Source organism: Rahnella aceris, from assembly GCF_011684115.1.
GTDB lineage: Bacteria > Pseudomonadota > Gammaproteobacteria > Enterobacterales > Enterobacteriaceae > Rahnella > Rahnella aceris.
In genome coordinates this window covers 77494-96425 of sequence record NZ_JAADJV010000006.1, presented here as the reverse complement: position 1 = coordinate 96425, position 18932 = coordinate 77494, and the positions used below count along the sequence as shown (strand labels likewise).

The window sequence follows — 18932 nt, the reverse complement described above, 5'->3', positions numbered from 1 at the left end:
TCAGTGTAAACGATTACCCTCACGGAAAACGGAAGTGTTATGGCAACGATTAAGGATGTAGCAAAACTGGCAGGCGTATCGGTTGCGACCGTTTCACGCGTGATAAACCATTCCCCGAAAGCCAGCGACAGCTCGCGGGAAGCCGTACAGAACGCCATGCAGCATCTGCAATATCATCCGAATGCCAACGCCCGTGCCCTCGCCCAACAGGCAACCGAAACGCTGGGGCTGATCGTGGCCGACGTTTCTGATCCGTTTTTTGGCGCGATGGTCAAAGCGGTCGAACAGGTGGCCTACGCCACCGGCAATTTTCTGCTGATTGGTAACGGTTATCACAACGTTGAAAAAGAGCGTCAGGCCATTGAGCAGTTGATCCGCCACCGCTGTGCGGCGTTAGTGGTTCACGCCAAAATGCTGCCAGAAGATGAGCTGACCAGCCTGATGCAGCAAATCCCCGGAATGGTGCTGATTAACCGCACGTTGCCGGGTTTTGAACAGCGCTGTATCGCCCTCGATGACCGCTACGGGTCCTGGCTGGCGACGCGCCACCTCATTCAGGCCGGCCATCAGCGCATCGCGATTTTATGTTCCAACCACGGCATTTCCGATGCCAGCGACCGGCTTCAGGGCTATATCGACGCCCTCACCGAACACAACATTCCGGTGGATGACAAGCTGATTGCCTACGCGGAACCGGATGAAATCGGTGGTGAAAAAGCCATGGCGGATTTACTGGGATTGGGCAAAGGATTTACGGCGGTGACCTGTTACAACGACCCGATGGCCGCCGGTGCATTATCGGTATTAAGCGATAACAGTATTGATGTGCCGGGCGAAATTTCGCTGATTGGCTTTGATGATGTGCTGATTTCACGCTATCTGCGCCCGCGTCTGACCACCGTACGTTATCCGGTGGTGGCGATGGCGAATCAGGCAGCGCAACTGGCGTTAGCGCTGGCAAACGGTCAGCCGTTACCGGAAACAACCCATATGTTCAGCCCGACGCTGGTACGTCGTCACTCGGTGAGCGGCCCGGCAAACAGCTAAAGATGTTGATGGAAAAGATGCACCGGCTTATCCGGATAATCCAGCGCATCGCCGATGTATTTCCAGCCAAAACGTTCGTAATAGCCGGTGAATTCGGCATACAAATACAACTCACAAAAGCCGCTGCGGCGGCTCTGTTCCAGTACAAATTCCTGTAACTGCTGCCCCAGCCCGCACGAACGGAAATTTTCATCCACGTATAACGCCGCCAGCCACGGGGTAAGATCCTGACGGCTGATTAAATCACAGCGCCACAGGCCGACGGTTCCTGCCAGCCTGTCGTCTTCGAGTGCGATAAACGTTTGCGGCAAGTCCGCGCCGGACAGGCTGCTTCGCACCACGCTGGCAAAAAACTCCCGGCTGTTTTCGCTGCCAAATGCCTGCCACAGCCAGTCTGTGACCGCGTCCTGAAATTCAGGCCGTTCACTCAGATTAATAATCTTCATCGCTTTCAGACCATCTTTCCCTGAAAAATCGGCACAGATTCAAACAGATAGCCGTCAAACTCCGGCGCATCCACATCCGACAATTCCATCAGCGTATTTTTCACATTTTCCATGTGCTGCCACATCGCCTGATACGAGCCCATGACGTCGCGGCGGCGCAGTGCGGCCAAAATATTCTGATGATCAGCCAGCCATTTCAGGCGGTAACCGCGGGTGGCAATATGGCTGTGTAACTGTTTCCACAGCGGGCTGGAATCCCGGTGCATCCAGATATTTTTCACCGAATCGAGCAGCATCTGGTTTTGTGTCGCACCGGCAATCAGCAGGTGGAACAGCCGGTCGTTATCACCGCTTTCGTCGTTAGCCACGATGGCGATTTGTTCCTGCTCCAGCGTGCGGCGCAGATTTTCGATATCCGCTTTGGTGGCCATTTTGGCGGCAAACGCGGCAATATTACTTTCGAGCAACTGCCGCGCCTGTAAGATTTCAAAGGGGCCAATCTGCCCCTGATACAACAGTTCGTCTTCGCCTTCTTCCTGAGAAGGAATGCGGATCACGTACACGCCGGAACCCTGACGGATATCCACCGTGCCCTCCAGTTCCAGCATCAGTAAGGCTTCGCGCACAATCGTCCGGCTGACGCCGTAGTTTTCCGCCATATTGCGTTCGGGCGGCAGGCGGGATCCCACGGCGAAATGCCCTTGCTTGATTTGCTCACGCAGGTCATGCCCGATTTCCTGATACTGCTTTCTGTCCTGCGAAACCACACCTTTTTCCACACAATCACCCTGATGCAAAAAACAAAAAAGACCGGATGTTACTGTATCAGAGATAATGCCTGATCCAGCACTTTTGCACCGTTTAACGTGCCGTAAGCCACCATGTCGATCACCGCAATCGGAATGCCGTGTTCATCAGTCAGCTTTTTATTCTCCGCCAGTTTAAAACGCACCTGCGGCCCGAGCAGCACGGCGACAATATCGCGGCCATAGGCTTCAAGCTCGTCACGCAGATTGTTTTCAGGGATCGCGTAGATCTGATATTCCAGCCCCCGCGCAGTGACTTCTTTTTCCATTTTGGTGACCACCAGTGACGTGGACATCCCTGCCGAACAAGCTAAAACGATTCGTTTCATAGTGTTTCCTTAGGTTATTTTTCCTGGTCATCGAGCGTTAAAGACAACACACCACTTTCACTGAGTGATTTAAACCAGTGAGAGGATTTCTTCTGACGGCGATCACGATTGTTATCAAGATCAATTTCGATCAGCCCGTAACGATTTTTAAAGGCGTTCATTGGCGAGACATTATCGGTAAAGGCCCAGAGCATATATCCCTGACAATTGGCGCCGTCTTCCCGCGCTTTTAATGTCCAGTAAAGATGCTCGGCAATAAATTCAATACGATAGTTGTCCTGAATTTCCCCGCTGACGGCATCGCGAAACTGGCCTTCATTTTCGATACCCATGCCGTTTTCAGCCACAAACCACGAAATATTTCCGTATTCCGTTTTAATGCGCATCGCCATGTCATAAATAATTTTCGGATAGATTTCCCAGCCACGCGATTTATTCATCCGGCGTCCGGGCAATTCGAAATGTTCGTAGTAATACGCCGGATGGAATGGCGTGTCTTTATTCCATTCGCGGGACGGTGCTTTCACCCGGTGCGGGTAATAAAGATTAATACCCACTTCATCCACGGTGTTATTACGGATAACCGCCAGTTCCGCTTCTGTATAATCGAAATGTACGCCGTGCTTTTCCAGTAGTTCCAGTAATTCCTGTGGATATTCCCCGTTGATCATCGGGTCTAAAAATACGCGGTTATAGAATAAATCGTATAAATGCGCCGCCTTTTGGTCATGCGCCGCCGATGAACGGGCGTACGTCACTTCCGGATTTAAAATCACCCCGACGGTGCCTTCGGCGTGATATTTTTTGCGATGGAACAGTTCGACCACTTTGGCGGTTGCCAGCACTTTGTGGTGATTCCACTGCATCCATTTCGCGGTGTTTTGCTCGAACGGCCAGCGTATCGCATCCAGATACACGCGGGTTTGCACCACCACCGGTTCGTTGAAGGTAAACCAGCGGCGGACTTTTCCGGCATACCGTTCGAAGACTTTCTCTGCATACAGCACAAACAGATCGACGACTTTTTTCGAGCTCCAGCCATCGTATTTTTCGATCAGAAACGCCGGTAATTCGTAGTGTTCAAGACACAGCATCGGTTCGATGCCGTTGCGTTTCATCTCATCCAGATAGTCGTCAATGTAGGCGGCATATTCTTCATCGACCGTACCCAACTCATAGTCGGTGAAAAAGCGCGACCAGTTAACTGACGTGCGGTAATGACTCAGCCCGCTGGCTTTCATCAGCGCCACGTCTTCTTTGTAGCGGTTGATGAAATCGGTGGCTTTCGCCGGGCCGTAACCGTTGTGCCAGACGTGGCGGTTATTTTTGTACCAGAGATCCAGATACGAATCCTGCCCGTCTTTTTTGCCGCTCCAGCCTTCGGTCTGCCATGCAGAGGCGGCGGCACCGAGAATAAATCCGTCAGGAATGGCGATTGAAACCTTACTCATAACATCCCTCATTTTCCGAATAATTTACGCCGTGGCAGCCTGTTTCTGGCTCTGCTGCATGGCTTCAAGCTGAGCCTGATCGGCACGACGCGCCGCGACTTTCACAAACGGCAGATAAATCAGTACCGCCACCACAATGCAGCCAATCTGGGTAAACACCGCGCCCATCGATCCGGCCGTTGACAGCCAGGCGTTGATAATCGGCGGTGTGGTCCACGGCACCATCACCACCGCGCGTCCGGCGAAACCAAGGCTCGTCGCAAAATAGCCGATGGTGCCGGTGATCAGCGGCGTGATGATGAACGGGATAGCCAGGATCGGGTTGAGCATAATCGGCATACCGAAAATCACCGGTTCATTGATGTTGAAGAAACTTGGCCCGAGGGACAGTTTGGCGATTTCGCGCATCTCTTTGCGGCGGGTAGCGATCATCACCGCCAGCAACAAACCGATGGTACAACCCGAGCCTCCGATGCTCATATATACATCCCAGAACGGCATGGTGATGATGTTTGGCACCTCATGACCCTGCTCAAACGCGGTCATGTTAACCATGATGGCGCCGAGCAACAGCGGTTCGCGAATCGGTTTAATCATCTGGTTGCCATGAATACCAATCACCCAGAACAGCTGCGCGACAAACATCAGCAGCAGAATGCCCGGCAGACTTTGCATCACCGATTCCAGCGGACGCTGAATCACCTGATACACCGCATCGTACAGATACATGCCGGTGACGCGGTGGAATACAAAGCCGAAGGTAGCGACGAGCACCACGGTAATAATGGCGGGAATTAACGCCGAGAATGACGCCGACACATTGGGCGGCACGCTCTCGGGCATTTTTATACGCAGGCCGTTAACCCGTTCCAGACGGGAATAAATCTCCACCGACAGAATGGCAATAAACATGCCGAGGAACAGACTTTTAGTATCGGAGAATTGTTTTGCCAGCACATCTTTCACTTCCTGCATCTGGCCGTTAACCATCATATCGACGGTGGTTGGCGTCACGGCAATAAAGCAAATCACTGCCAGCAGGCCGGGAAATAACGAACGTGAGCCGTTAATTTTCCCGAGTTCGATACCAATTAAAAACACCGCACCGATGGTCAGAAAACTGAGCGTGGCGTAGTTAATACTGCTCATGATCGGTTTGAGGGTGGCCAGCCAGGAGAACATTTCAAAATGCGCTAATCCGTTTTTCGGATCCATCACCATATTTGAAATTAAAACTGAGAATGCCCCCACAATAATAACGGGCATTAACGTGATAAAAGACGCCTTAATAGCCATGATGTATCGGAAGCTATTAAAGGTGTTGGCGAATCCCCCCAGAGAATCGATAAAGCGGTCTTTCAGTGACATGACAGCACCTCATTTTCTTTTTTCTATACTTCACAGGTGTTGATTTCGTCTTCACCTTTTATATTGAATGAGGAATAAAGGTGTCGTACGAAGCAGGGTCAGATTCCGGTTCTGTAAATCATCCTGTCGGCCATATTTCGGGAATAATTTCGTAATGTGGCATGCCAAAAAATAGCGGAATACGAATTAATTTCTGTGACAGCGTTCTCACATGTGAATATTGGAATTCCAATATGATGATTTCACCCCTTTCTGGTATACCAATTTGGAGTTTTCGATGGAATTCGATCTGGAACAAACGGTGATGGAGTTATTGATCAACGCCGGAGAAGCACGATCTAACGCCATGATGGCGATTCAGCATGCACGTAAAAAAGAATGGGAACAGGCTGATGCGATGCTGAAAGCCTCGGACGACGCGGCGCGTGTTGCGCACAAAGTACAGACGCAACTGATTGGCCTGGATGAAGGCGTGGGGAAAATTCCGGTGAATCTGATCATGGTGCACTCGCAGGATCATCTGATGACCGCCATGCTGTGCCGTGATCTGGCAGAAGAAATCGTGTTACTGAGAAAAGAGATGTTTGATAAGTAAACTTTCTCCCCTGCGAAGGGGAGGATTGGGGTGGGGTATTAAGGTCAAAAACAAAATTCAAAGTGTGCTTTAACTCATTGCTTTGTATTTAAAACCCCCTCCCCGCCTCCCCCTTCGCAGGGGGAGGAGCAAAGCAAGCCACCTCACCGGCTCAGACGCAGAGACTAGAGCTCCAGAGCAATTAACTCTTCCACCGTCTGCCTGCGACGAATCAGTCTTGGCACGCCATTCTCAAACAATACTTCCGGCAGCAGAGGTCGGGTGTTGTAGTTTGATGACATCGATGCGCCGTACGCGCCGGTATCGTGGAACACCAGATAATCGCCGATGTGTACCGGCGGCAGCGGGAAGGTTTCCACTCCGCCGCCTGCCTGCTGGGTAAACACGTCGCCGGATTCACACAGCGGACCGGCGATCACGGAATCCGTCAGCGGTTGTCCGCTCACATCGCGGCCATCGGCCGGTAACAGTGAAATATGATGATAGCTGCCGTACATCGCCGGGCGCATCAGGTCATTAAAGCCTGCGTCGCACAACACGAAATGACGGCTGCCCATGTTTTTCACCGCACGGATTTGCGCCACCAGCACGCCGGATTCCGCCACCAGGAAACGCCCCGGTTCGATCTCCAGTTTAATCTCATGCCCGAGATGCGCGGCAATCTGCTCGCGCGCACGATTCCACAGACCAAAATAGTGGCCGGTATCAATGGATTCTTCTTCAAAATGATAGGGGATCGACAGGCCGCCACCGGCGGAGATCGCTTCAATATCGTGTCCGGTTTCAATCACCTGACGCACCATCGCATCGCAAACCTGCTCAAGGTGACCATAATCCACGCCGGAACCGATATGCATATGAATGCCCACCAGTTTCAGGTCGTAACGGGCAATCTCTGTCAGCGCCTGCGGTAAATCGGCATACCAGATCCCGTGTTTACTGTTTTCCCCGCCGGTATTGGTTTTCTGGCTGTGCCCGTGACCGAAGCCCGGGTTCACGCGCAGCCACACCGGATGCCCGGCTTTATGCTGACCAATCTGACTGAGCATGTCGATGGAACCGGCGTTCACCGGAATATCCAGCGCTGTCACGCGCTCCAGCGTCGGTTGATCCAGTACGTCAGCAGTAAACACAATCTCACTGTCTGTGCCGCCCGGAATAAAACCGGCCACCAGCGCACGCTCAATTTCACCCAGAGAAACGGAATCGACCTTCACGCCCTGCTCGCGCATCAGACGCAGGATATGAATATTAGAACAGGCTTTCTGCGCAAAACGGATCACGTCAAACTGGCGCAACTGCGCGATGCGCTGTTTGATAATCTCAGCGTCATACGCCCACACAGGGCAGCCAAATTGTTGCGGCAGAGCCAGTAAATTCGCGGCATTAAGCGCGGTAGACATATCGTTCAGAGCGCGTGGCATAAGATTTTCCGTCAGTTGAAGTCCGTCATATTTCCCTCAGTATGCCGCGTGGCAGACCGGCGATAAAATATCTATTTCAGGCAAGTCTATTCATTTATGATATGGGCTATTGTCATCGCTTAGCGGATGAAACCATGCCAGCTATTTCCCTGCGCCATATCGAAATTTTTCATGCGGTCATGACCACCGGCAATCTGACGGAAGCCGCTGCGTTGCTCAATACCTCGCAGCCGACAGTCAGCCGTGAACTGGCGCGCTGCGAAAAGTTGCTGAATCTGCAGTTATTCGAACGCCTGCGCGGGCGTTTATATCCTACCGTTCAGGGTCTGCGGCTGTTTGAGGAAGTGCAGCGCTCGTACTACGGGCTGGACAGAATTATCAGCGCAGCGGAAGGCATCCGCCAGTTCGAGCAGGCGCAACTGTCGATCGCCTGCCTGCCGGTGTTCAGTCAGTCGCTGCTGCCTGCGGTGTGTAAACCGTTTCTCGACCGCTACCCTGACGTCAGTTTCAATATTGTGCCGCAGGAATCGCCGCTGCTGGAAGAATGGCTGTCGGCGCAGCGCCATGATTTGGGGTTGACGGAAAACACCCAGACCCCAGCCGGAACCGAGCGACAGACGCTGCTGACACTGAACGAAGTGTGCGTGCTGCCTGCCGGACATCCTTTGGCTGAGAAATCGCGACTCACACCACAAGATTTCAGCGGACTGAATTATATCAGCCTGTCGGCGACCGACAGTTACCGGCAACTGCTGGATACGTTATTTATGGAACAACAGGTTACGCGGCGGCTGGTGATGGAAACCCACAGCGCCGCGTCAGTGTGCAGTATGGTGCGCGAAGGCGCGGGCGTGTCGATCGTCAACCCGCTGACCGCATTGGATTATTGTGACAACGGACTCGTCCTGCGGGAATTCAGCGTCGCCGTACCCTTTACCGTCAGCCTGATCCGGCCATTGCACCGCCCCGCTTCGGCGCTGGTCACCACATTTACCGAACACTGCCATCAGCAGGCGCAACGCTTTGCCGGGCATCTCGAGGCCGCGCTGATGCGCTGAACAGAAAAAAATAAGGCCACGCCGGAGAAATCCTGCATGGCCTTTAATTTTTTTAGCGGCTGAATTACGCGGCCGCTTTTTCCGCTTTCTTCGCCGCACGGCGGAAAGTGATCACACACAGTACGAAGCCGATAGCGCCGAGTGCGCCCGCCGCCAGCGGCACAGTGCTCAGTCCCATTCCGCGTTCAATCACCGCGCCGCCCACCCAGGCACCCAGCGCATTGCCCACGTTAAACGCCGCAATGTTCAGGGTCGACACCAGGTTTGGCGCGTTTTTGCCATAGGTCACCACGTTAACCTGCAAGGCAGGCACCGCGGCAAAGTTCACCATCGCCCAGATAAACAGCGTGATTTCCGCCGCCACCAGATGAACGCTGGTGTAGCTGAACAGCACGGAGAATATGGCGATCATCAGGAAAGTCAGGGTCAGCGAGATACCCAGACGCCAGTCCGCCAGACGCCCGCCCAGCACGTTACCGATGGTCAGACCGAGGCCGATCAGCAGCAGCGTCCAGCTGACACCGTGCTCAGACACGCCGGTAATTTGCGTCAGGATAGGCGCGATATACGTGAACAGCGCGAACATCGCGGCAGCAAAGAAAATAGTGATCGACAGCGACAGCCATAATCCCAGGCTACCCAGCGCACGGATTTCCTTACGCAGATCAGTCGGCTCTTCTTCTTTCTTATCCGGCAGCTTTTTATAGAGTGCGAACAGTGAGGCCACGCCAATCACCGCCACCACCCAGAAGGTTGAACGCCAGCCGAAAGCCTGTCCGAGCGCAGTACCGAGCGGAACGCCCAGCACGTTAGCCAGTGTCAGGCCGGTGAACATCAGCGCAACCGCTGAAGCACGACGGTTAGGCGCCACCAGACTTGCCGCTACCACCGCGCCAATCCCGAAGAAGGCACCATGACACAGCGCGGTGATCACGCGCGCCAGCATCAGGAAATCGTAGCTGTACGACAGCGCGCACATCACGTTGCCAATAATAAAGATGCTCATCAGCAGCAGCAGGGTGTTCTTGCGCGGCAGTTTTGCCGTCAGCACGGCCATGATCGGTGCCCCGATTGCCACACCCAGCGCGTATCCGCTGATTAACCAGCCTGCAGAAGGAATACTGACATTCAGATCCCCCGCCACGTTGGGGAGCAGCCCCATGATGACGAATTCAGTGGTACCGATGGCAAACGCGCTGAGCGCCAGTGCCAGGAGTGCGACAGGCATAAAAACTCCGGATATTTTTAGTGATGAGTAAAGGCACCGGCATTGCGCCGGATGGGTTTAAATACCACGTTGATCACACTTTTGACCAGACGCAGTCTGTGCCCTTGCTGCCTGAAAAACACCCGATATCAGGATTAATCTTTACATAACAATACATTGCAGGGAATGCGCGGAAGACGAAAAAGGGACCGATTCCACTGGCTTATTCCCTGCCGGTGACTCAGCGTTTTTCTTCTGTCAGCGACAGCCAGCGCGGATGGCCTTTGAACCATTCCACCAGAAAATCGAGCAGCGCTCGCAACGCCGCCGGCATTTGCCGCCGGGACATGTAAATCGCATAAATCCCCATTTCCTGTGGCTGCCACCCGCTGAGTAAGGCGACAAGCTGACCGCTGGCAATCAGCGGTGCCGCCGAATAATAAGGCTGCATGACGATTCCCGCGCCTTCCACTGCCCCGGTCAGCAGCACCAGCGATTCATTGGCGCTCAGATTTCCGCTCACCGGAATCGCGACCTGTTCACCCTGCCGTGCAAACTGCCACAGGCTTTTGCCGAACCAGGTGTACGTCAGGCAGTTGTGGACTGCCAGATCCTGCGGATGCTGCGGCGTACCCTGCGCGGCCAGATAAGCCGGCGACGCGCAGACGACCGACGGACACAGCGCCAGCGGCCGGGCGATCAGGTTCGGATCCAGATCGTTAGTGATGCGCAGCGCCAGATCAATCCGGTCTTCCACCAGATTGATCGCCCGGCTTTCCAGCTGAAGATCGATACTGACCTGCGGATGTCGGCGCAAAAATTCACTGACCGCAATCACCACCGCACCCTGCCCGAAAGATTGTGAGCAACTCAGACGCAGCAAACCGCGCAACGCTTCATCGCCCGTATCCGCCACGCTGCTCATTTCCGCCGCCACCGACAGCATTTTCCGGCAACGCGCCAGCGTGTTTTCGCCCGCATCCGTCAGGCTGAGTTTGCGGGTGGAGCGGTGCAGCAGGCGCGCGCCCGACCACTTTTCCATCTCCGACAGATAACGTGTCACCATCGCCCGCGACATATTCAGCGATTCGGCAGCACTGACCATGCTTCCCCGTTCAACAATGGCAACAAACACTTGTGCAGCGGTAATTCTGTCCATGATTCGTCCGGTTTATGCAACAAACAGTTGCGCATTATCCGGTTTTTCCCGCGGATTATGCAACGTACAGTAGAGTCTTACTGAATGTGATTATTTACGTCTCTGAGGAAAACCCATGCAACTGAAACATCTGACTCTGATCGCCGCCCTGCTGGGCAGCAGCCTGTCCGCTCACGCCGCCAGTGCACTGAAAATGGACGTGTATAACCCCGGTGAAAAAAGCGTTTTCCCGGTTTCTTCTGAAATCATTACCGGCGATAAAGAAGCAGTTCTGATCGACGCGCAGTTCCAGCGCAATGACGCAGAAAAACTGGTGGAAATGATCAAGGCGACCGGCAAGAAACTGACGACGGTGTACATCAGCCAGTCCGACCCGGATTACTACTTCGGGCTGGATGTCATCCATGCCGCGTTCCCGGACGCCAAAATCGTGGCAACGCAGGCCACCATCGACCAGATCAACGCCAGCAAAGACGGCAAAGTCGCTTTCTGGGGACCGCAGTTGAAAGACAATGCGCCAAAATCTGTTGTGGTTCCTGAACCGCTGAAAGGTACGACCTTTGAACTCGAAGGCCATCAGTTTGAGGTTCAGGGCGTAGATAAAGAACGGACGTTTGTCTGGATCCCGTCGCTGAAAGCGGTAGTGGGCGGCGTGCTGGTGAATGGCAATAACATGCATGTCTGGACAGCAGATACGCAGACGCCGAAATCCCGTAAACAGTGGGTAGAAGCGCTCAATGAAATTACCGGTCTTAATCCGCAAGTCGTTGTACCGGGACATTTCCTGCCGGGCGCGCCAAAAACGCTGGAATCGGTGGAATTCACCCGCCAGTATCTGCTGACGCTGGAAAAAGAATTACCGAAAGCGAAAGATTCTGCCGCGCTTATCGCCGCGATGAAAAAACATTATCCGCAACTGAAAGACGATTCTTCATTACAACTGAGTGCGAAAGTATTGAAGGGCGAAATGAAGTGGCCGCAGTGAATATAACCTGACTCGGCGCCCTCTTCGGCTAAAGGCATACGTCGATCGGCTCCCTCCCCTGCGAGAGGAGGTTGGGCTGGTGTATTGCAGCAAAATCAAAAAGTTGAAATGTGCATTGACGAGGTATTAGCCCTTAAAACCCGCCTGAGGCGGGTTTTAAACTTACGGCGTCACCCGTACAAATTCGCCTTCGGCCTGCACGTTGTGACCGAAACCGCAGTCATTGGTGGTGTGAAGTTTAACGCTCCGGGGTGCGAAATTCATGTCCACGCTACACTCGCCGCCACCGGCGGAGGCATCATCGGCTTCGTGGTAAACCGCGTGATTATCCTTGATTGCCGTCACCACCGAAAAATCGCCGGTATTCGGGCCGTAATACAGTGACATCTGCCCCATGTATAAACCGCTGAAATCGATTTTAAACTGCGCTTCTTCGGCTTTCACTTCGACGATATTCCAGCTACCAAACCCGGCATATTGCCAGTAAATCCCTGCCGGACTTTCGGCTGGCGGCAAGGCATCCAGTTTTGGCTGCATCTGACTCAGGTTGTATTGTGATTTTTTGTCAGCAGGTGCCAGCATCAGCCAGGCCTTGGCTTTCAGATAATCGCCCTGCTTTATGTAGGTCAACGCAATGTTGTTGTAGGCCGTGGCAATCTGGTCCTGCGGCTTATGGCAAAACTCGCTCCAGGCGACCTGATTACGAAAAATTTCCCGGGCTTTGCCCATATCACCCTGCTGATAAGCCACTTTTCCGGCAGCGGCATAAATCCCGGCTTTAACACAATCGGCGTCGATATCCGGTTCATCAATCTGGGCAAACGCCTGAACACTGGCAAAACATCCTGCCACCAGCAGTAAATTCACTGCGACTTTCATCAAACATCCTTCTACTTTTGTGGTCTACAGAGCTTCGTGCTGGAAAAACATCCTTACAAGTGGCTCATTGCCCTATCGCACTGAGCCACTCATTCTGGGATGATTGGCTTTACAACATATCGATTACACATGGCTATTATGACTAAAAAACCTGGGAAATCGGCGCAATGGGGCGCCGTCTGGCAGTTAATTAAGCCTTACTGGCGCTCAGAAGAAAAGTGGCGTGCCTGGAGCATGTTGACCACAATCATCATCCTTTCGCTGGCCGGTGTGTACCTCAGCGTACAGTTTAACGAATGGAACCGTGTCTTTTATGACGCGCTGCAAAACAGAAACTATCCGGTTTTCAAAGCCCAGCTATTTAAATTTACCTGGCTGGCGCTGTTGTTCATCGTTATCGCCATCTACAGAGTGTATCTGACGCAGGGTCTGCAAATGAGCTGGCGGCGCTGGATGACTGAAGAGTATATGGAGAAGTGGCTGACCAATCACGCCTATTATTACACGGAGTATCAGCATCAGGTGGATAACCCCGATCAGCGTATTTCCGATGACCTGAATGCCCTGACCAGCGGGACACTTTCTCTGGTGCTCGGTCTGCTGTCGAGCGTGGTGACGCTGTTCTCCTTCGTATTTATTTTGTGGTCGATCAGCGGGCCGCTGAACTTTATGCTCGCGGGCCATCACGTTGAAATCCCCGGCTACATGCTGTGGTTCGCGCTGCTCTATGCCGCCATTGGTTCCTTCATTATCTGGTATATCGGTAAGCCGCTGGTAAGACTCGGGTTTAATCAGGAATGGTTCGAGGCGAACTTCCGTTTTGGCCTGATCCGTATTCGTGAAAACAGCGACGCGATCGCGCTGTATCACGGTGAAAAAAACGAGCACGATCAGCTGACCGGCAAGTTTGAATCCATCAAAACCAACTGGTGGTCTATCATGCGCGTCACCCGTCGCCTGAACGTGGCATCCAACTTTTACGCGCAGTTTGCCAATATTTTCCCGATCCTGGTGGCGTCACCGCGCTATTTCGCCGGCGCGATCCAGATGGGTGCGCTGATGCAGATTGCTTCCGCGTTCGGTCAGGTGCAGGGCGCGTTGTCCTGGTTCATCGATGCCTTTACCGATCTGGCAAACTGGAAAGCCACGGTTAACCGTCTTGCCGGTTTCAATGCGGCAATCGATCAGGTTAACGCTCAGCCGCGCGGCATCAGCGTAGGCAAAAGCACCGAACACGCCTTACAGCTTGATAAACTGACGCTGAACCTGCCGAACGGGAATCCGCTGTTTTGCAATATTTCTGCTGCCATGCAACCGGGCGAACGCGTGCTGATTGCCGGGCCTTCCGGTTGTGGTAAATCAACGTTGCTGCGTGCGATTGCCGGTATCTGGCCTTACGGCTCAGGCAATATTGCGCTGGCAGAAGGTAAGCGTTATCTGTTCCTGCCACAGCGCAGTTACATTCCGATTGGCACATTGCGCGATGCGCTCAGTTATCCTGACGCCAGCCGTGAATATACGGATGAACAACTGCAACAGGTGCTGACGCAATGTCGTCTGTCACATCTGGCGGCGGTAGAAATTCTGGATGATTACGCCAACTGGAGCCAGCGCCTCTCGCCGGGTGAACAGCAGCGGCTCTCCTTTGCCCGTGCGCTGTTGATCAAACCCGATACGCTGTTCCTCGACGAAGCCACCAGCGCACTGGATGACGAAACCGAACAACAGGTATACGCTCTGCTGCTGAGCGAATTGCCGGAAACGTCAGTTATCAGTGTGGCACACCGTAATTCGGTCGCGAAATACCATCAGCACTGCTGGCGGTTCAAAAATCAGGAAAATGGCCCGTGCGGATTCACCTCCACGGCGCTGTTGCCTGAATAACGCCTGACGCCACCGGAAAGTGGTTTCAAAATGCAGAAAGGTTGCTGATGTCAGCAACCTTTATTTTTTGTGTGTGCTGAAACCCATTTTGAGCAGAAAACCAACAGGGTGGCTGGCTGCTTTGTATAGCTGACTATACAATTATTCTTAAGTGAAATTTAAAAGGGTCGGAGGTAAGGGTTAATGAAGATAGACAAAAATTCGTTCACGCCGCTTTATCTGCAAATTGAGCAGCAACTTACCGAAAAAATCAGCACCGGCGAAATCCGCCCCGGAGATCCGATCCCGACCGAAGCCGCCATGTGCGAAATCTATGGCGTCTCGCGCATGACCGCGCGAAAAGCCGTGGATTATCTGGTGCGTCAGGGGCGTGTGGCCCGTTTTCGCGGTCGCGGCACCTTTGTCGTTGAGCCGCCAAAGCAGCAAAAAATCATTCTGCCGCTCGACCGGCATCTCACCGCCAGCGAAGTCGCCCAGGAAAATAATCAGCGCATTGAAAATCAGGTGCTGGAATTTCGCCGTATGCCTGCCAGTGAAGACATTGCCCGCGAACTGAATATTCCCGCCGGTACTGAAGTTTATTTTATGATCCGCCTGCGTCTGCTCGGTGATGAGCCGTTTGTGTATGAACAATGCTGGATGCTGTGCGACCGGTTCCCGGATATCACGCGCGCCGCCATGACATCGTCAAAATATGCTTATATTCGCTCGAAAGGTTTCCAGCCTGCGGGCAGCACCAAACTGATTTCGGCAGAACTGCCGTCCAACGAGATACGCGTCGCGCTCAACCTGTCACGCGACCAGCCGGTGCTGCATTCCCACGCGATTGTGTCGTTCACTGACGGCACGCTGTTTGAAGTGTCTGATGTCTACTACAACCAGAAAAACTATGGCTTCAGCGTCCATGCCAAAGTGAAAGCTTAAGCGCCGTCAGGCAATGCCCGACAACTCCGCCTTCACCAGATTCGCCACCTGTTCAACCTGCGGGCCATAGATCACATGCACATCCGTTTCGGTGATGCGTTTCACCCCCATCGCGCCGGTTTTCATTAATGTGCCATCCTGTATCTGAGTCATATCTTTGACCTTCACGCGCAGGCGGGTGAAACAGCAATCGACCGCCGTAATATTCCCCTCGCCGCCCAGTCCGATGATGATATTTTTGGTTTTTTCGCCCGTGCCCTGCGCCGGTTTTGCGCGTTCTTCGGCATCATTTTCATCCTCACGCCCCGGCGTTTTTACCTGCATCCGCAGAATGACCCAGCGGAACGTGAAGTAATACAGTGGCGCGTAGATGATGCCGAGGATCAGCGGATACCACCAGTGCGTGCGGCTGCCGCCGAGCACACCGAAGATCAGGAAGTCGATCGCCCCGCCCTGCACGTTACCGATCATCACATGCAGCATTTGCATCAGCACGAACGACAACCCCGTCAGCACCGCATGCAGGAAATACAGCACCGGCGAAACGAAAATAAAGCAGAACTCCAGCGGTTCAGTGATCCCGGTGGTAAATGACGCCAGTGCGCCCGCCAGCATCAGCGCTTTCACGCGGCCTTTATGTTCCGGCCGCGCGCAGTGATACATCGCCAGCGCCGCCGCCGGTAACCCGAACATCATCACCGGGATTTTCCCCTGCGCCAGGAAGCGCGTCGCCTGCTGCGTGACCGCATCGGAGATCGTGCCCGGATTGGCCAGCGCAGCATTAAAGATATTCAGCGCGCCGACAATACTCTGGTTATCCACCGTGGTGACACCGCCGATGGGGGTAAAGCGCACGGTTTCATTAATGATGTGATGCAAACCGGTCGGGATCAGCAAACGTTCTGAGGTGGCATAAATAAAGGTGCCGATCTCGCCCGTGCGCCCGATCAGCTCGCCGATCCACTGGATCCCCTGGGCGATCGTCGGCCAGATCAGCGACATCAGCACACCGACGATCGGCAGCACCAGCACGGTGACAATTGGTACAAAACGCCGCCCGCCAAAAAACGCGATCGCCGTCGGCAGCACGATGGTATAGAAACGGTTGTGCAGCCACATGGTGATCAGGCCGACCAGCACCCCGCCCAGCACGCTCATGTTGTAGGTGAAAATCCCCAGCGTGTTGGTGAACTCGGCGGCGTAAATCATCGCGTCACTTTCGGTCATGCCTTTTGCCGTGAGTTTGGCGACCGTAATGGTTTCCGGCGTAATACCCTGCGCCAGCAGGCTGTAATTAACCCCGACGTGCAGCCCGACAAAACCGATCACGGCGGAAAACGCCGCCGTGGCCTTCTCTGCATTAGCCAGCCCCATTGCCGTGGCGACCGCAAAAAACAACGGCAAATTAGCGAACAGCGCACCGGAGACCTGACGGATAAAGCCGATGACCAGTTGCAATGTTTTCATCTGGGTAAAGGTTTCACCAGTGACCGCCGGATTCTGCAATGCGGCGGCCAGGCCTAAGAAAATCCCGGCGGCGGCAATCACCGAGATAGGCGTCATCAGGGCTTTCCCCAGATCGTGAACCTTGCTGCCAAGTTTTATCATCTGTCTTCCCTCAATTCGCTGGCTAAAAATAAACCGTTAATTGAGTTAAGTCACAGAATGTATAGTTGTATAGACATAGCAGTCAGGAGTATGAAAGGGATCACAGTTTTGCGAGAGGAAAGCTGGCTGGCGGTGCAAAGGCAAAAAAAAAGCCCACATCGGACTGTGGGCATGGGGGTTGCAACTGGCCGCTGTTCAAAACGGCTGGCAACAAGCAAATGTGAGAACTGCTCGTTCTCGGCCCTTAAGGTAACGGCTGCGGGCTTAATCCCTTAGTCTTTTCAGGTAAGGAGCAGGTTAAAATGTATAAATTTGTTTGATATGCATCACACTTTTTTAACACCTAACAATTCATTCACTTTTAGAACATCCCTCTGATAATTATTCTTATGGCCTATTAATTAGTTTACTAAGTAATGACTTTCCTGCCATTTTCCACTGCACGAAAAGACTAAAACCACACAAGAACAAGGGATTATGTAGCAACATAATCCTCATGTTTTGAAATATAGAAACATGGGTGATGACAATATCCTTACACCGGGAAATCAGGCGCTCTCGTATAGTGAAGGACTTGTTGAGAATGGTTATTCTCAATTCCCCCAAAAGAGTGAATTCTATGCGCCTGAAGTTACTTTCTGTCAGTACAGTGGTACTGCTTTCCGCATGTGATGGTTCTGCCAGTTCTGCTTCCCCGGCAGCACAGGCTCCTGCGGTGAATGTCGTTACTTTGCACAGCCAGCCCGTCGCCCTCACCACCAGTCTGCCCGGCCGCACCACCGCGGTTCGCAGCGCGGAAGTCCGTCCGCAGGTGAGCGGCGTGATCCAAAAACGTCTGTTCGTGGAAGGCAGCGAAGTCAAAGCCGGTCAGCAGCTTTATCAGATTGATCCGTCAACCTATCAGGCCGCTTTCGATCGCGCGATGGCGACCTGGAAAAGCGCCGACGCCACCGCCCGCCGCTATAAACCGCTGGTTGAAGCGCAGGCGGTCAGCCGTCAGCAATATGATGATGCCGTAGCCGCCGAGCGCGAAGCCGCAGCGGATGTCGAGACCGCCCGTGTCAATCTGCAATACACCAAAGTGTACGCGCCGATTTCCGGCCATATTGGCCGCTCGCTGTATACCGAAGGTGCGCTGGTGACCAGCGGCCAGACGGCATATCTGACCACTATCGATCAGCTCAATCCTATCTATGTTGACGTCAATGAATCCTCACAAGATTTGCTGAAACTGCGTCGCGCGCTGGCTTCCGGTAAGTTGCAATCCGCCGGTGACAACGCCGCGCAGGCCACCCTGACGCTGGAAGATGGCAGCAAATACGCCCTGCCGGGCAAGCTGGAATTCTCCGAAGTCACCGTGTCGCAAAGTACCGGTTCCGTTACCCTGCGGGCCTCTTTCCCGAACCCGCACGACGAACTGCTGCCGGGTATGTTTGTTCACGCCCAGTTACAACAAGGCATTGATGACAAAGGTATTCTGGTACCGCAGGAAGCCATCATGCATGACGTCAAAGGTGCGCCTTATGTGTATGTGGTGAAAGCCGACAGCACCGTTGAGCAGCGTTCCATCACCACCGGTCAGATGATGAACGGTAACTGGTTAGTCAGTCAGGGTCTGAATGACGGCGACAAAGTGATCACCGACGGATTACAGAACGTCAGGCCGGGCGCCAAAGTCAACGCCACCGAGCGTAAAGCCAGTGCCCCTGCCGAACAGGCTAATCTCGCGATGACCGATCCTTCCGCGCAATAGGTGAGCTGA

The 18932-nt window shown here is 53.5% G+C and carries 17 protein-coding genes; 7 read left to right on the top strand and 10 right to left on the bottom strand.

What is annotated here, in order from left to right:
- The first annotated feature begins 39 nt into the window (after positions 1-39).
- Positions 40-1047 carry an HTH-type transcriptional regulator GalR gene (gene galR, locus GW591_RS22230; protein WP_013574155.1) on the top strand — a complete coding sequence of 336 codons (1008 nt, stop codon included), beginning with the start codon at positions 40-42 and terminating at the stop codon, positions 1045-1047.
- Here the strand turns inward: galR and GW591_RS22225 are convergent.
- The 5 genes from GW591_RS22225 to GW591_RS22205 are packed head-to-tail and all read right to left on the bottom strand — an operon-like array spanning position 1044 to position 5447.
- A complete protein-coding gene (locus tag GW591_RS22225; RefSeq protein WP_037035169.1) occupies positions 1044-1493 on the bottom strand; it encodes a GNAT family N-acetyltransferase in 450 nt (149 codons plus the stop codon). The genes galR and GW591_RS22225 overlap by 4 nt on opposite strands.
- A gap of 5 nt (positions 1494-1498) precedes the next feature.
- Complete coding sequence (locus GW591_RS22220; RefSeq protein WP_013574153.1) at positions 1499-2272, bottom strand: FCD domain-containing protein; 774 nt, start codon at positions 2270-2272, stop codon at positions 1499-1501.
- A gap of 38 nt (positions 2273-2310) precedes the next feature.
- Positions 2311-2628: a PTS sugar transporter subunit IIB gene (locus tag GW591_RS22215; protein WP_013574152.1), complete on the bottom strand. Its 318-nt coding sequence runs from the start codon at positions 2626-2628 to the stop codon at positions 2311-2313.
- A gap of 14 nt (positions 2629-2642) precedes the next feature.
- Positions 2643-4079 carry a glycoside hydrolase family 1 protein gene (locus GW591_RS22210; protein WP_166861380.1) on the bottom strand — a complete coding sequence of 479 codons (1437 nt, stop codon included), beginning with the start codon at positions 4077-4079 and terminating at the stop codon, positions 2643-2645.
- 24 nt (positions 4080-4103) lie between these two features.
- Positions 4104-5447, bottom strand: coding sequence for a PTS sugar transporter subunit IIC (locus GW591_RS22205; RefSeq protein ID WP_013574150.1), 1344 nt, complete (start codon positions 5445-5447; stop codon positions 4104-4106).
- A 277-nt stretch (positions 5448-5724) separates the two neighbouring features.
- On the opposite strand from GW591_RS22205, the gene GW591_RS22200 reads away from it, so the two are divergent.
- The gene (locus GW591_RS22200) at positions 5725-6042 is read left to right on the top strand and encodes a PTS lactose/cellobiose transporter subunit IIA (protein ID WP_013574149.1); all 318 of its coding nucleotides are present in this window, start codon (positions 5725-5727) and stop codon (positions 6040-6042) included.
- Between the two features lie 164 nt (positions 6043-6206).
- Here the strand turns inward: GW591_RS22200 and lysA are convergent, their stop codons facing one another.
- The gene (gene lysA, locus GW591_RS22195; protein ID WP_153376642.1) at positions 6207-7466 is read right to left on the bottom strand and encodes a diaminopimelate decarboxylase; all 1260 of its coding nucleotides are present in this window, start codon (positions 7464-7466) and stop codon (positions 6207-6209) included.
- A 134-nt stretch (positions 7467-7600) separates the two neighbouring features.
- Here lysA and GW591_RS22190 point away from each other — a divergent pair, with 134 nt between their 5' ends.
- Positions 7601-8524 (top strand): LysR family transcriptional regulator, encoded by a 924-nt coding sequence (locus tag GW591_RS22190; RefSeq protein ID WP_013574147.1) that lies wholly within the window; start codon positions 7601-7603, stop codon positions 8522-8524.
- Positions 8525-8588: 64 nt separating this feature from the next.
- Here GW591_RS22190 and GW591_RS22185 read toward each other — a convergent pair whose 3' ends face one another.
- Together GW591_RS22185 and GW591_RS22180 are read right to left on the bottom strand one after the other, a co-directional pair.
- Positions 8589-9752, bottom strand: a complete 1164-nt coding sequence (locus GW591_RS22185; protein ID WP_013574146.1) for an MFS transporter — start codon at positions 9750-9752, stop codon at positions 8589-8591.
- 220 nt (positions 9753-9972) lie between these two features.
- Positions 9973-10890, bottom strand: coding sequence for a LysR family transcriptional regulator (locus GW591_RS22180; protein ID WP_013574145.1), 918 nt, complete (start codon positions 10888-10890; stop codon positions 9973-9975).
- Positions 10891-11005: 115 nt separating this feature from the next.
- On the opposite strand from GW591_RS22180, the gene GW591_RS22175 reads away from it, so the two are divergent.
- Positions 11006-11875, top strand: a complete 870-nt coding sequence (locus tag GW591_RS22175; protein WP_166861378.1) for an MBL fold metallo-hydrolase — start codon at positions 11006-11008, stop codon at positions 11873-11875.
- 162 nt (positions 11876-12037) lie between these two features.
- On the opposite strand, the gene GW591_RS22170 is transcribed toward GW591_RS22175, so the two are convergent.
- The gene (locus GW591_RS22170) at positions 12038-12754 is read right to left on the bottom strand and encodes a tetratricopeptide repeat protein (RefSeq protein ID WP_013574143.1); all 717 of its coding nucleotides are present in this window, start codon (positions 12752-12754) and stop codon (positions 12038-12040) included.
- Between the two features lie 129 nt (positions 12755-12883).
- Here GW591_RS22170 and GW591_RS22165 point away from each other — a divergent pair, with 129 nt between their 5' ends.
- Both GW591_RS22165 and GW591_RS22160 read left to right on the top strand, forming a co-directional pair.
- Positions 12884-14638 (top strand): ABC transporter ATP-binding protein/permease, encoded by a 1755-nt coding sequence (locus tag GW591_RS22165; RefSeq protein ID WP_013574142.1) that lies wholly within the window; start codon positions 12884-12886, stop codon positions 14636-14638.
- Positions 14639-14821: 183 nt separating this feature from the next.
- Entirely contained in the window at positions 14822-15562 is a 741-nt protein-coding gene (locus GW591_RS22160; protein ID WP_015689424.1) for a GntR family transcriptional regulator, read from the top strand.
- A 6-nt stretch (positions 15563-15568) separates the two neighbouring features.
- Here GW591_RS22160 and GW591_RS22155 read toward each other — a convergent pair whose 3' ends face one another.
- Positions 15569-17170, bottom strand: a complete 1602-nt coding sequence (locus GW591_RS22155; RefSeq protein ID WP_013574140.1) for a PTS transporter subunit EIIC — start codon at positions 17168-17170, stop codon at positions 15569-15571.
- Positions 17171-17789: 619 nt separating this feature from the next.
- Between GW591_RS22155 and GW591_RS22150 the strand changes: the two genes are divergently transcribed.
- Positions 17790-18923 carry an efflux RND transporter periplasmic adaptor subunit gene (locus GW591_RS22150; RefSeq protein WP_119261280.1) on the top strand — a complete coding sequence of 378 codons (1134 nt, stop codon included), beginning with the start codon at positions 17790-17792 and terminating at the stop codon, positions 18921-18923.
- The last annotated feature ends 9 nt before the right edge of the window (positions 18924-18932 follow it).